Source organism: Spiroplasma endosymbiont of Nomada ruficornis, assembly GCF_964030795.1.
Taxonomy (GTDB): domain Bacteria; phylum Bacillota_I; class Bacilli_A; order Mycoplasmatales; family VBWQ01; genus Spiroplasma_E; species Spiroplasma_E ixodetis_A.
The window spans coordinates 68164-82902 of the sequence record NZ_OZ034962.1; the positions used below are offsets into that span (position 1 = coordinate 68164).

Consider the following 14739-nt stretch of genomic DNA (forward strand, 5'->3'; position numbering starts at 1 on the left):
TAAAATTTACGATAATTTTAACGTTTCAACGTAAATATAGTTTGCAATAATACCACAAGCAACGCTAGCATTAAATGATTCTATTTTTGGACTTATTGGTATTTGAACAATATAATCTGTATGTTTTAATAACTTTGGTCTTATCCCTTCACCTTCATTACCAATAATTAATGCTAAGTTGCTACTACAATCAATAGTAAAATAATCAATTGCTTTTGCTGTTTTAGCAGCAGCCAAAATTCAAAATTTATATTTTTCTTGTAAATTATTAATTGCGGAAGTTAAGTTATTAACTTGACAAATTGGAATAATACTTAGAGCACCGGCTGCAGCCTTTGCAACTGCACCTTTTATTTCAGATTGATTACGATTTAAAACAATTACACCATCAAAGTCATTACCCGCTGCAATTCTTAACATTGAACCAAAATTATGTGGATCAGAAATACGATCTAAAATTAAAATTCTTAAAAATCTAGATGTTGAACCAATATTAATTAATTCATCAAAAGAAAAATATTGATAGTCTTTAACATTAGCAGCAATATTTTGATGTTTAGTAGTACCTAATAGATTATTCATTGCTTGTAAACTAATAATTTCATAAGGAATATTTACACTTTTTAAATCTTTTTTCAATTCTTGGTACTTATCTTGAACTAAAAAAACTTTTTTAATTTTTATTAATGATGATGTTGATAATGCAGCAATAATAGGGTGATAACCATAAATATATTGTAATGCCATAATTTTGCTCCTTTAAATAATATTCAAATCTTTTAATTCTTGACGAATTTTATCAGCTTCTTGGTATTGTTTTTCCTTTTTTAGTTGTTCTCATATTTTAATTTTATTTTTAATCTTTTCAGAATAATTACCAACTTTAAAATCAAATCCTAATATTTTTAAAGCAAAGGTAAAAGTATAAAAAATTTCTTGAAATTCTTCATTAAAATTTTTTTTAATAAGTGCTTCATTTAATTTTTTAATCATATTTTCAATTAAAGTAATAGTATTAGTTGTATCAATATTATTTGATAAATTTTTAATAATTTGTTGATAATAAATTGAATGATGATTATTATTACATATTATATTGTTAATAAATATTTGATATGTTCATTGTTTTAAAACATTTTCATATTTTTTTGTTGACACTAATCCATTTTCAATTGTTTCCTTATTGAAATCAATTGGTTGTTGATGATCACGATTTAATATTAAATATCGCAATACATTCGGGTGATGTTGCTGACAAAATTCTTTAACCAAAATAAAATTATTTAAAGATTTTGACATTTTTTCATTAGCAATATTAACATGACCATTATGTCATCAAATATTTGACATTTTTTTATTATTAGCTGCAACAAATTGAGCTCGTTCATTTTCATGATGAGGAAATTTTAAATCAACACCACCACCATGTAAATCAATAGTTTGACCATTAAATAAATCCTCAACAAAACAAGCACACTCAGTATGTCAACCAGGTCTTCCTTTTCCTCACGGACTATTTCAACTAATACCTATTGTTGTTGATTTTCACAAAGCAAAATCTAGATTATTTTCTTTAGTAACTAAATTTTTAATTCTAAAATTTGGAATTAAATCTTCAATATTTTTATGTGCCAAACTTCCATAATCTTTTAACTTATTAACTTTAAAATAAACATCACCAGCCGTAACATATGCATAATCTTTAATAATTAATTTATTAATAAATTCAATAATCTTTGAAATATATTCACTTACTTTTGGTAATTTTGTAGGAAAAATAATATTTAATTTTTCTAAGTCTTCATAATATGCTAACGTATATTTTTCAGTAACTTGTTGTTCTGTTATTTTTAAATCCGCAGCTTTCTTAATAATTTTATCATCAATATCAGTAATATTATGAACATAATTTATTTTATAATTTTGATGAATTAACAAACGATGTAAAACATCAAAAACAAGCACACCACGAATATTGCCAACATGAATATAGTTATAAACAGTAGGACCACATAAATACATATTAACTTGCTTTTTATTAGGGGCAAGCAGCTGCAATCTTTGTGAAAAACTATCATAAATTTTAATCATTTAATTAACCCTTCTTAATAAAGTTGAGTTTTCATATACTCTATTATACTGTAAAGAATATCAATCTGTAACAAAATAATTTTTTAAATTTAAAACTCTCTTTAACAAAGAAAATAATTAATAATTAAAAAAGTATTAATTATTTGAAATTGGGAGATTGTCAAAAATCCGGAATAAATTAAATCGTTGTAGTCTTATTATATTTTAGACAAGAAATAATTTGGATTTTTATGAAATTGTAAATTTATCTTACTACTAATTTAAAAATATTACAATTAAAATACTAAATTTTATAAATTATAAAAACATTTTAATAATTTAATTAACATAAATATATAACAAAAATTCTTATTAACTTTTAATTTAATAAGAATTTTTAATTTTTTATTTTAAAATAAGTAAAATTATGTTTTTAAATTTATTTGATTACATTTAAAAATAACCATTTTTATATAAATAAAAATACTATATGTTCTATTAACAATCATTTCTTTTAAAACATGTCAAATATTTGTTTCAGTAAAACAACCAATATTTCATTTTGCACCTTGATTAACAATACCTTTTTTATTATTTTTAAAATATTGTTTTTTTAACTTTTTATGATTATCTAATTCTTTATATAAATAATCAATTAATTGTTCATATTGACCATTATTAATGAAATCTTTACAATTATTATATTCACTTCAATATTTTCCTTTATTTCCCGCCATTATACCAAGATATAATGTTCTAATTAAATGGAATTTATCTAAAACAAACTCAGCACCAAGATAATCTGCTACATCTTTAATTCATCCAGCACTATCTCCACAAATAATTATTTTTGCTTGTTCAACATTTTCATAAAATTTTTGACAATGTTCTTTAACAAATTCAGCAGTTTTTTTAACTCCAATTGCTGTTCTTGTTGGTCTAATCATTGCTTTTACTCTTTTATTTTGTACTTTATGATTAATATTATCTGTATATGTTGTTATTAATCTCATAGAGTGTTTTATACCTTTACGTTTAAAATCTCAAAACTTTCGATGTCCATCATCAATTGCTACAAAAATAGGTTGATTTTTTTCTAATTTTACTTTTACTGGATTTGCTTCAATTACTTCTAAATTTTTAAAAACTCTATGAACAGTACTAACACTAATACCTGCTTTTTTACAAATAGCACAAATATCATGATATCTTTTTCCATCAGCAAAATATTCAATAATAGTTTGTTCAACATCTTCACCAATTCTTTTATATTTAGGTAATTCTAGTCATTCATCAACTAAACAAACACGAACTCATTTTTGTAATTTTTCATCAAAATATTCATAAATTCTTCTTTTATAAGCTGAATTATACTTGTAAGTGCAAGTAAATAAAATTGCAAAAAATTCTCATATAAAAATTTCATAATGCTAAATTTAGTTTAGAAAAAAGTAAGGAGTTTTTATATGAGTTATAAACATCTTGGCATAGATGAAAGGATTTATATTGAGAATCAATTGAAATTTAAATTTAAAATTAGTGAAATAGCTAAAAATCTTAATCGAAGTAGTAGTACTATTATTAGAGAAATTAATAGAAATAAAGATAATAATCATTATTTTTCATTAATTGCACAAAATAAAGCTGAAAATCGAAAACAATCACATATTAGTTTTCATAAGTTTAAAAATAAGAATTTAGTAAAATATGTACAACAAAAATTACTATTAGGTTGATCACCTGAACAAATTTATGGCAGAATTAAAAATTTTCATAAAGAGTGAGTTATTAGTTTTAAAACAATTTATACTTGAATTTATTTTGGAATGCTTGATAAAGTTACTAGTAAAAATTTAAGAAGAAAAGGTAAAAAACGAAAATCTAAAGAAAATCGTGGCAAGTTTAATGGTAAATCAATTAAAGAACGAGATATAAATGTTAATGATCGTATAACACTTGGTCATTGAGAAGGAGATACTATAGTATCATCACGAGGTAAAAGCAAATCATGTTTAATAACTTTAGTTGAAAGAGTATCACGATTTACTTTAGCAATATTAGTTAAAAACAGAACTACTAAAGTTATTAATAAAAATGTCAGTTATTATTTATCAATTCTTCCTAAAAACATTGTTAAAACTATTACTTTTGATCGTGGCAAAGAATTTTCAAATTGACAACAACTTGAAAAAAATTTAGATGTAAAAATTTATTTTGCCAATCCATATTCACCTTGACAAAGAGGTACTAATGAAAATACTAATGGTTTAATTAGAGAAAAATTTCCTAAAAAATTTATTTTTTCAAAAACTAATAAAAATGAAGTTCATAAATTTATATTGTCTTTAAATCAAAGACCGAGAAAAATATTAAATTATCTTTCACCAATCGAATATTTGGATAGAAAAATAATTTAGTTGCACTTACCTTTACAATTTAGCATAAGTTACTAATCCATACATTATTTTTCTTGTTCGATATTGATAATCAACAATTTTATATTTCTTTTTATCTCTTGTATTTTTTATTCTTCAATCTCATTTTTCTCATTTTTTTGTTATATGTTCTAAAACTAATTTATCAATTTTTGCACTTTGTTCTCTAAAATTTAATTTATAATTAAAATTCACATTTACTTCTCCTAACTATTTTAAAAAAATCTAAATTTATTGTAAATATATTTAAAAAATTAATTTACTTAATTATTATATAAATATATAAGTGTAATTTTAAATAAAATAAAAATTATTTAAAAAACCACTTTCATATTTAAAATATAACAAACAATTTCAATATAATTAATAGTATAGGTATCACAAAATAAACACCTTTAATTTAGGCATTATTTTGCATTTAAAAGCATACTTGTAAAAATAATATAAAATAGTACAATTTAGAAGTAAAATCAAGGAAAAAAGGAGTAATTTAAGATGAAAACATGAATAAAAACAAATTTAAGTAAAATAACATTAGCATTAGCACTAACTGGTGCTGTAAGTGGAGTAACTGGTTTAATAATTAGTTCAATAGCACATAATAAAACTAATGATTTAACTTATTTTTTAGACCATCATTATAATGCGCACTGGGGGGGGCTTCTATTTGAGGAAGTCAAAGAGGAGACCATTATAAAATAGATTTATATTTTGCAATTAAACCTAATAAAGATAAAGATATAAAATGAAACGGAATCTATCCTGATGGATATTTTGATAATTAAACTTCTAAATTTATATAAGAAATATTTTCATTATATTTATCAAATAAATTAATATTTTTTAAATTTATTTCTTGTTTATCTGTTACTAAAATTAAATCATAATTACCAGCACCAAACATTCCACTAATTTCAATCCGATTTAAATTATTAATCGTATTTTTGATTTGCAATTCAAATTTACTGTCATTGTCAATTTGTAATATTTCTTTATAAAATTCTAGTTTTGAAAATAATTGTGATTTATTTGAACCATATAAATTTAAAGCATTTTCAATTTTAACTTTATCAATAATTAATCTTGTAAAATATTTACCATATTCTCCATTACCTAATGTTCAATCAGCAGGAATTAATGAAGGAATATTATTGCTTTCTAGTTCATTAGTTATGGATAATCAATTAAATTGGTTATCATCTAATTTGAATAATTCATTTTGACTAATGTCATTGTTTTTTAATTTAATGTTATTCACATCTGTAAAATCAAAATATTCAGATTTTAATAATACTTTTGCATCTTTAAATTCTCAAACTTTTTCAGGTGTAGAATGTATAGGATTTGATTTTAATTCGAAGTAGTAAGGTAATAAAAGTTTATAATCATCATTCATTCCTTTATTTATAGACATTGTTGAATAAATATTACTAGATAACATAATCACTATTTGTTTAAATATTTTTATTTGTTCTAAACTTATATAATTTGGATAATCTAATTTTCATTGTTTAAATAAATTAGTTATAACATCTTCTGGTTTTTGACCTTCAAATTTTGCTCGCATTATATCTAAATCATTTGGAGATTTAGTTGAGTCCAATAATGCACCATCAAAGTTTCTATTATAAGTATATGTATAAGTTAACATATCTAATAATACTTTTTGTAAACTATCAATTGGTGCTTTATCATTTATTTCTAATTCAACATCATGAAATTTATTTGTTGTAGAAATAAATAAATTATAGTTACCTGCTAAAAATCATGACTCTAATTTTTTATCTTTTAATTCTAGTTCATCAGATAATGGTCATACTTTTGAATTTTTAGAAACATCATAACCAATTTTATCATTAGTTACTCTTGCATTATTAATAATTTCTTTTCTTGTTTCTCTACCACCACCAATAGCAATTAAATCTAAAACTGATTTTTCTTGTCCTATAAATTGTTTTGCTAAATTTCAAGGTAATATTTGTTCACTAAATCATTGTTGTAATATTCTAACTTTTGGTTGAGTTTCAATAGGCATTGATAATAGCGGAAATGCTATCTTATCTTTGACAAATAACTTTGGGTATACCTCCATATTGTCGACTTCACCAAGTACCTTTATATTGCCAAAAATCATGCTTCTAGGTGCTTTAATTTTTAAACCAATAACTTTGGTGTCTTTATCTAGTGGTTTTTGTAATTTAATAATGATTGGATAACCATCTCTTGTTTTAAAATCTTTAATTTTAATAATAGTTATACTTTTAGTGCTTCTAGTTTTTGGATTTTGATAAGGTTGTGAATAATTATTAATAATATATAAATTATCAATGTTATTTTCAGTTAATGGTTCATTAATAGATACTGCATATAATTTAAATTGATTTAATAAATTTATTTCTTGAAAAATTAAATTTTTAATATCAGTCATACTATATTCAATTGTATTATCATTAATGTTAGTACTTGCTCTTTGATTTAATTGCATAGTAAAATCAGATGTTTTAACTGCAATAGTTTTTAATACTTTATCAATATCAATAAAACCTATTTTAATAGTGTTTGCTGAAAATCTTAAACTATTATTTTCATTGTTTTTAAATAAACGTTCAATTTCATAAATATAAATTGTTCTTTTTTTAAATTCATCATATGCTCTATTAATGTCTGGGTCACTAGTAGCACGCATCATATTAGTAAAGTCATAAGGGATATTATCAATTAAATAATCATTTTCTATTTCTGCTTGATTAAGTTTAGTTTGTTTCTGTTTCTGAGGAAACTTCGTTTGTGGTTTGTTGTTGTTTTCCATTGTTATCTCCTATTAATTGGTTATTTTCGGGGTTAAATAATTTTAATTTAACTGTTAAATTATTAATTTTTTGTTCATCATTAATGTTAAATGTTTTACTATTTAATAAATCTTTATCCATACGTACTAATATTTGAATAAATTTAAGAATATCAATATTAAATTGTCATAATTTTTGTTCAATATAATTAATGGTTGAAATATTAACTGCTGTACTTTCTGGAACTGATTGTTGTGCTGATTTCTTTTGACTTGGTATATGAATACCACAACGTTTAAATATTTCATTAACATTTCAATCATATATATCAGTTAAATTTTTACCTTTAAAATTACTATTTGTCATATTGATATTTTCGTTTTGTTCATTATTATATCCACCACTTTTAAATATGTAGTTTTTAGTAACCAAAGTTCTTACTGCTTCTTCTAATGCTGATTGAACATTACCATAAGTTTGACTAAATATAAATTTAGGTGAGTTTAAAATAGTATCTAAAACAATTTGTTCATAAATAACATCTAGTGCTTTAATTTTATCCATTACTTTTTCACAATCTGCTTGTTCATTTGCTTTATTTCTCATAATTGCTATTGGTATATAATTAATATTTAGTATTTGTTCTTGTACTAAATTGGGATTATTAATGTATGATTTAAAATCTAATTTATTTTGTTTTTTAGTATCATTAATACTATAAATTGCACGATTAATTGTTACTTGTTCATTGTTTAATGTATAAACTTCAAATAATCTTACAGTTTGTGCATTTTGTTCATAATTATCATAAAAAATAGTACATTGAATTAATTTACCAGTAATATCATAAACTCTTTGTTGTATGTCAACTACTTGAAAATATAAATTATCATTTGCAATATAAATTAAATAACCACTAATTCCTAATTTACTTAATTTAAAAATAGAATTTCAATTTTTTCTATAAAATTCTTGTTGAATTAAATATTGTTTAATGGTTTCATTATTAATTTCTAATGGATCATTATATAAATTAGCATTATTTTCTGCTACAAAATCAGTAAAATAAGTTTCATGGTTAAAATCATTAAAACCAAAATAATTTAAAATAGAATCATGTGTACTTTTATTTTTATTAGTTAAAAATTTTAATTTTTCACTTTGATTATCATTAATATTGCTTTTATCTTTTCTTTTAAATAAACTTAACATAATATTCACCACCTTTCTTTAAAATATTTGATTAATTTTTAATATGATTTTTACAATAATAAATATAATTAAACCAGCAGTTGCAGATGATAGAATTACTCCTATTAAACCTAAAATAATTTTTATAATTTTAAAAAACATAATATTATTCCTGTAATTCTTCTAATTTTAAAATTTTTCCATATAAATGTGGATATGGTGCAGTAGTTAAAAATATACTATATATATTTAATTGTAATCAAATATAAATATAATCTTGTGTAATCATACAATTTAAATATTGTGTTGTATTAACATATATAAATTCTGTACATATTCAAGAAGATTTTGTATTATCATTTGTAGGAGTAAAATTATAATAAATACGATATCTTTTATTTTTAATAAAATTATGCTTAATAGTTTTATTATCTTCTTTTGTTCCAACTTCTTTTCATTGTGGAATATTTGGACTTGGTGTTGGATTATTTTTTAATTCAATATCTCAATTATTTTCTTCTATTTCATTTGTTTCTAAACTTTTTGAATTAATTTTAATTGGTTTATCTATATTAATTAAACTTGGTGAAGTAATATCTAATGTATCACTAGTAATTTGATAAGTATTTTCTTTTAATTCCTCAAAATTAAATATAGCACCACCATCAATTTCACATTTAATAAATAAACTTCATTTATTAACCTTAGTATAATCAGCATTAAGAATTAAAGAAGCTTCTTTATTATCAATTTTACCAATAATAAGAGTTCACGTACAGTTCCAACTGCTTGTGCTGATTTAAACAATAACATTAATGGATAACCATTTTGTAATGGTGCAAGTCTTTCTCATGTTATAAATACACGATATGTTTTACCAAGATTAATATCAAAATTACTTCATGTTCTATTATCAACTCTATTTCCTATTACAACTCAATTTTCTTTATCTTTCTTTTTATCAATATTAGTTTTATTTTCATTAATAGCCCCAGCAATAGTTTTATCAGTAGTTTTTAAATTAGGAATTTCTTGACTTAGAGCATTTATTTGAAATGCAATCGGAAATTGTGCTTTTGTATCTTCTAATTTTTTATCTACTTCTTCTTTTTTATAATAATCAGATAAATCTACTTTACCACCAGTAGCACTAATTTTATTATTTTCATCAATAGTTATATTAGTACCAGCAATTAATTTATCTTGTTTTTTATCTAATAAATTATTAGTTTCTAGTTTTGTATAATAATCACGTTCAGTATTTTCTTCTGCTATAAATTCAGTTGGTGCACCTTTTCCTATATATTGATATATTTCTTGTATATCACCAATTAAATTAATTTTTCCACGTTCAGGATAAGAATTACCGCCACCACTAAATGTTTTATTTCTATTGTTATAGTAAATAGTTCCAATATTTAAAATATTTTTATTTTGTATTTGTTCTTTATAAGTCATGGAATCAACATTTAACAATTCAAATTCATGAAAAATATTATTTAAATAAATTTTAATTACTTTATAAAATTTCATAAAGTTATTTTCTGTTGAATATTGATAACTGATTTTAATAAAATATCATTTAAATGTTTCTATATTATTATTTTCAACTTTTTTTCATAAGGGACTAGTTTCAATATTAAATCAATTATTTTTAACATCATTAATATTTTCATTTGCTTTAATTAATTCATTATTTAATTTGGTAATTTCATTTTCATTTGTAGTAATTCGTTTTTGTTGTTTAGCAGAAAAATCACAAGTTGGTGCATGTGTATAATCACCAATTTGTGGATTATTTTGTAATGCTTCGGGTGGTAATGTTCCAATTTCATCAGGTCAATCTAAAATCATTGTTTCAGTTTCTTTATCATAATCTGTTGCAACATAACCTTTATTAACAAATTTACTAACAGGACATCTGTATATTTCATTTTCATTATCATCAACTAAATCATCATATAATTTAATTTGTTTTGATAATGTAAATTCTTTTTGTTGTTCAATTAATTCATCAACTTGATTTCTAGTATAAAATGCTTTTAAGTCAATTTTTTCAACATCTATTTCATCATCATTATAACTTGAAAATATTTGTTTTAATTCTGTTAATCTTGCTCATATTTTCATTCTACTAGGTGCTAAATCTCAAACATTAATTGTAGGAGTACTATTTGCACTAAATTGACTACCATTATTAAATTGAATAGTAGCATCAACATTAAATTCAATTGGTGTACGATTAAATACTCAATGTTCAACCATTACATAAACCATATCTCTTAATGTTTCTTTAATTAACTCATCTTTAAAACTATCAAAAGGAAATTTAGATAAAATAAAATCAAGATAAGCATTAATATCATTTTGAGCACGAATAGCAAAAGTTTTAAATCAATCATTAACATTAGGTCATGTTTGTATATATTGCTGTGGTGTTTTTGTAATTTTTCCAGTTAATGGATATCAGTTATTATAATTTTCAAGACTGACATCAGTTCCAAGTTTATTAATCATAATTTATCATTCCTTAAAAAATGCTTGTTTATAATGATGAGTATGTTTTTTTGTTTTTTTATGTGTTATATGTTCAATTTCTTTTTGTATTTTATTTTTGCCTTTTTTTAATTTTTTCTTACTTTTTGCTACAACTTGACTATATGCAAACCTTTCTAAATGATGTAATAATCCAGTACCAAATAAAGTATTTACTGAAAATTTTAAACCAACATTTTCAAATGATTTGTTAATATTTTCAATAGGATTATTAATGACATTTACTACTTTATGATAAGTTCTTATTATTCTAAATATTTCTCTATATACTTTAAAACTATCTCTAATTATTTGTTGCACCACTGGTGGAGCAAATGCTATTGCTTTTAATCATTTATTACGATTAATACCATAACCCATGTATCAACCACTATATCAACGATATCAATGAAATGGATGTATTTGAGTAACAAAAGTTTTTGCTTTAAGAATACTATCAACAACTGTAATTGGTTTATATTTAGGATTGCGATGATAAATAGTAATTGCACATTTATCTAATGATAAAGGTTGAATTTGACAACCCATAAATACTGGTGAATTTAATGGAATTAATTGTGCATGTTTAATTGCTCTTTTTTCTGCACTAGTAAATAAATCAGTTGCTTTTTGTTTTAATTTATTAATTTTTTCAAATGCTTGTTTTTCTAACTTTTCAAATTTTTCTTGTAATTTATATATACTTTCTCTTATTTTTTCAAAATATGGTGTATCTTTTCAAAATTTATTTAAACCTTTTTTTAAATAAAATCTAATATCAAAATATTTAAAACTTTGATTTGCTTTTAAAACAAGTTGATGAATAACATTATTTTTAAAATCAAATTTAATAGCATTAGCACGAATTTTTTGTAAATCCAAAATTAAAGTTTTTCCATATCTATTTTCTGTGTGTATTGTATGAACTAAATTTAATCAATCATGTTGGTTCATAGATAATACTTTTTTTAAATCAGTATTATATTTTTTTAAAAAATTATTTGCTTTTTCAATATCTTTGATTTTAAATTTAGGAGTTAATTGTGGACTTAATTTTATTAATGTATTTTGTAATAATAAGTAATCTTTTCACTCCTGTGCTTCTAATTTTTGAAAATTATTTTTATATTGTCTTTCAGCAACATAACCTAAATCTCGTAATACTGTTTCACGATTAGGAGTAAAACTATAATTCATTAAATAACGTTTATTACCAATAATTTTATCTGTTAAAATTTCTTTTCCACCTACTTGACTAATAATTTCTTGTAAGTTTTTTACTTCTTTAATACCAACTTGTTCTAATGTTTTAGTTTCTTGTGCTAATTTAATAAATTTAGTTGTACGATAACCACGACTAATTTTATTCAGTCCAGCAAATGCAGGTAGTATATTAAAGAAAGTATTTAATTTTGTTACATTTCCTTTTAAATAATCATAAACTTGATTAATAGTAAAATCAGTTAAAAATTCTACACCAACAGCACTAATACTAGCAACTAAATCACTTGCACCTAATCCAAGGGCTACGCTTTCACTTAATCCACCAGTAAAAGGAGCAAGTGCTACTGCTATTACTTGTACACCAATCATTTCTAAAATTTCTCATCAAAAACTTTTATTTTCTTGTTGTTTACTTATTCTAGTATGTTTGGGTTTATTTATGTTTAAAAGTATTGCTGTATTAGTTGTACCGATTGGCATGGTATTAATTTCCTTTATTTAAGAGTTATTTTAATTTGATTTGTTGTTCCTTTATAATTTAAGTCATTAACATTTGCAGTAATAGTTATATATAAGTCACCGGCTTTTTGTTTTTGATTACTTACATTAGTTTTTCCTTGTGCATCACTAAAATATTTAATAGTTGGATTTGTTAAATTTGGATTTAATGATTTAAGTTCATTAGTACTTTTTATTTGTGTATTTAATTCACTATTATTGTTATTAACATTTGCAGTCATATCAATTGTTAAACTTGTAATTTTAGTTTTTAAATCAGTTTTTTCTGTTTTAATAACTCCACATAACATTCATCTTGATGTTGTTTCATTATTAGAAATATATGGTATTGCTTCTCCAACAACTTCACCAGCAACTTTATATGCTCTTCCTGCTTTATCATCTTTAATAAAATCTACATAAATAACTGTATTTTCTATCATGTATCTTTTCATTGCTCTTGGTGTTGCTAAAATAAAGGTCATTAATTGTTGTTCATTTTTATCATTAGTAAAAATCATATAGTCATCAAGAACGATTTCACATAATACACCTTTTACATATAAATTATTTCCATTTAAACGTAATTGTTGTGCCAACTGATTATCGGTAATTAAACCTTTATTATCTGCTAAATAAACTAAACTATCATAAAGACCATTAGTAATAAAAAATTTACTATTTGCAATATTTCTAAATTGAAACAAAGTATTTCAAGCAGATAACATTGATTTTAAATAGCCTACTGGTGTTGTATCTTCAATATCGATTTTAGTAGCAAATTTTGCAATTGCTTGTGTATCATCAATTGCCAATTTATCTGCTAAATCATTTGCAACTTCATATTGCATACTATCTAATAAATTTTGACCATTATTTGCTTTTAAATCTACATCTGCAATAATTTCTCCTGCAAGATATTTTTTAGTTATTTTTTTACTAATTTTATCTTTATCAACATATGGTAATTCATATCTTTTACTTTTATCATCTCAAGCAATAATTTTAACTTCTGGTTTTTTTGGTTTTTTAACAATAAACTCAATATTTACTGAGTCAACAATTTCAGTAGGGAAAAAGTTTGCCCATGGACTATTTGAAATTTTAAAAAACTCTATAAATTCTGGTGCTTCTACTAATCTCTCTGTATTGTCTAAATTTTGATTAAATGGTACTGACATTTTATTTCTTCCTTTCGTTTATAAATAATTTTTCTTTTTATAATTAATTAAAAAATTTTCTTTATCATTTGGTTTATTATTAATAATTATTTGTTTATTGCCACCTGTATTAATTGTTTCTTTAAATACTGGTTGTTCTTTAATCATTTTTTTAATAGTTTCTTCAATTTTTGAATTTTCTAAATTATTAGTTTTAAATTTTAAATAATCATAAAATTCAGTTTTAACTTGATATTTTTTAAATATATTAATCATTTCTTTTTCTTTAATTTCTTGATTAAGTTTATTTAACTTATTTTCTGCTTCATTAACTTTATTTTCTATTTCTTGTTGAGCATTATTTTCAGTTAAAGGTTCAGTTGTTTGTTGAACATTATCTTCATTTTCTAACATTTAACATTCTCCTAATCTTATCCCAGTAATCAATCTTTAACTAATTGTGGCATTTCACTTATTAGTTTTTTATAATCATTAACAGCATTTTCTAATGTATTGATATCAGAAAATTTAAAACAATTATCAATATGTAAATCAAAATCTCTATCAATACTGATATCTTGTTTTCTATATTTTTCATTAAATTCAATTTTTGTCATATTATTTTTCTCCTTTATTAATTTTTTCATTTAATTTTGCTAATTTTTTTTGATGTTTTATAATTTTGTTATTTGCTCTAACATGTTTTGGAGTTGTGATAAATCTTTTTAATAAAACAATAATTTCTCTGCAAATTAATGTTCCAACACTTGTTCCAATAATTATTAATTCATGTAAAAATTCTTTCATTTCAATATTTTCCTTTCAACTATTTATTTT

15 protein-coding genes are annotated in these 14739 nt (G+C 22.4%); 2 read left to right on the plus strand and 13 right to left on the minus strand.

Annotated features, from left to right (window positions below):
• Positions 1–6: 6 nt before the first annotated feature.
• The 3 genes from rlmB to AAHM79_RS09585 form a co-directional block, all read right to left on the minus strand.
• The gene (rlmB, locus tag AAHM79_RS00325) at positions 7–747 is read right to left on the minus strand and encodes a 23S rRNA (guanosine(2251)-2'-O)-methyltransferase RlmB (RefSeq protein WP_342257798.1); all 741 of its coding nucleotides are present in this window, start codon (positions 745–747) and stop codon (positions 7–9) included.
• Positions 748–759: 12 nt separating this feature from the next.
• Positions 760–2091 (minus strand): cysteine--tRNA ligase, encoded by a 1332-nt coding sequence (cysS, locus tag AAHM79_RS00330; RefSeq protein ID WP_338958584.1) that lies wholly within the window; start codon positions 2089–2091, stop codon positions 760–762.
• A 404-nt stretch (positions 2092–2495) separates the two neighbouring features.
• On the minus strand, positions 2496–3491 hold the full coding sequence (locus AAHM79_RS09585) for an Mbov_0401 family ICE element transposase-like protein (RefSeq protein ID WP_425289546.1): 996 nt from the start codon (positions 3489–3491) through the stop codon (positions 2496–2498).
• 45 nt (positions 3492–3536) lie between these two features.
• On the opposite strand from AAHM79_RS09585, the gene AAHM79_RS00340 reads away from it, so the two are divergent.
• A complete protein-coding gene (locus tag AAHM79_RS00340; protein ID WP_342257800.1) occupies positions 3537–4487 on the plus strand; it encodes an IS30 family transposase in 951 nt (316 codons plus the stop codon).
• Between the two features lie 12 nt (positions 4488–4499).
• Here AAHM79_RS00340 and AAHM79_RS00345 read toward each other — a convergent pair whose 3' ends face one another.
• Positions 4500–4700 (minus strand): hypothetical protein, encoded by a 201-nt coding sequence (locus AAHM79_RS00345; RefSeq protein WP_342257801.1) that lies wholly within the window; start codon positions 4698–4700, stop codon positions 4500–4502.
• Positions 4701–5000: 300 nt separating this feature from the next.
• Here AAHM79_RS00345 and AAHM79_RS00350 point away from each other — a divergent pair, with 300 nt between their 5' ends.
• On the plus strand, positions 5001–5207 hold the full coding sequence (locus AAHM79_RS00350) for a hypothetical protein (RefSeq protein ID WP_342257802.1): 207 nt from the start codon (positions 5001–5003) through the stop codon (positions 5205–5207).
• Positions 5208–5286: 79 nt separating this feature from the next.
• Here AAHM79_RS00350 and AAHM79_RS00355 read toward each other — a convergent pair whose 3' ends face one another.
• The 9 genes from AAHM79_RS00355 to AAHM79_RS00395 form a co-directional block, all read right to left on the minus strand.
• Entirely contained in the window at positions 5287–7314 is a 2028-nt protein-coding gene (locus tag AAHM79_RS00355) for a hypothetical protein (protein WP_342257803.1), read from the minus strand.
• Positions 7259–8506 (minus strand): hypothetical protein, encoded by a 1248-nt coding sequence (locus AAHM79_RS00360; protein ID WP_342257804.1) that lies wholly within the window; start codon positions 8504–8506, stop codon positions 7259–7261. The genes AAHM79_RS00355 and AAHM79_RS00360 overlap by 56 nt, the downstream gene beginning before the upstream one ends.
• A gap of 18 nt (positions 8507–8524) precedes the next feature.
• Positions 8525–8647: a hypothetical protein gene (locus AAHM79_RS00365; protein WP_255495924.1), complete on the minus strand. Its 123-nt coding sequence runs from the start codon at positions 8645–8647 to the stop codon at positions 8525–8527.
• Positions 8648–9211: 564 nt separating this feature from the next.
• Entirely contained in the window at positions 9212–11002 is a 1791-nt protein-coding gene (locus AAHM79_RS00370; protein ID WP_342257805.1) for a hypothetical protein, read from the minus strand.
• A gap of 3 nt (positions 11003–11005) precedes the next feature.
• Positions 11006–12724, minus strand: a complete 1719-nt coding sequence (locus AAHM79_RS00375; RefSeq protein WP_342257806.1) for a hypothetical protein — start codon at positions 12722–12724, stop codon at positions 11006–11008.
• A 14-nt stretch (positions 12725–12738) separates the two neighbouring features.
• Complete coding sequence (locus AAHM79_RS00380; RefSeq protein ID WP_342257807.1) at positions 12739–13923, minus strand: hypothetical protein; 1185 nt, start codon at positions 13921–13923, stop codon at positions 12739–12741.
• Positions 13924–13941: 18 nt separating this feature from the next.
• Complete coding sequence (locus tag AAHM79_RS00385) at positions 13942–14316, minus strand: hypothetical protein (RefSeq protein WP_339038774.1); 375 nt, start codon at positions 14314–14316, stop codon at positions 13942–13944.
• 17 nt (positions 14317–14333) lie between these two features.
• Positions 14334–14519 (minus strand): hypothetical protein, encoded by a 186-nt coding sequence (locus AAHM79_RS00390; RefSeq protein WP_174480219.1) that lies wholly within the window; start codon positions 14517–14519, stop codon positions 14334–14336.
• Position 14520: 1 nt separating this feature from the next.
• Positions 14521–14709 (minus strand): hypothetical protein, encoded by a 189-nt coding sequence (locus AAHM79_RS00395; protein ID WP_174481134.1) that lies wholly within the window; start codon positions 14707–14709, stop codon positions 14521–14523.
• Positions 14710–14739 lie beyond the last annotated feature (30 nt).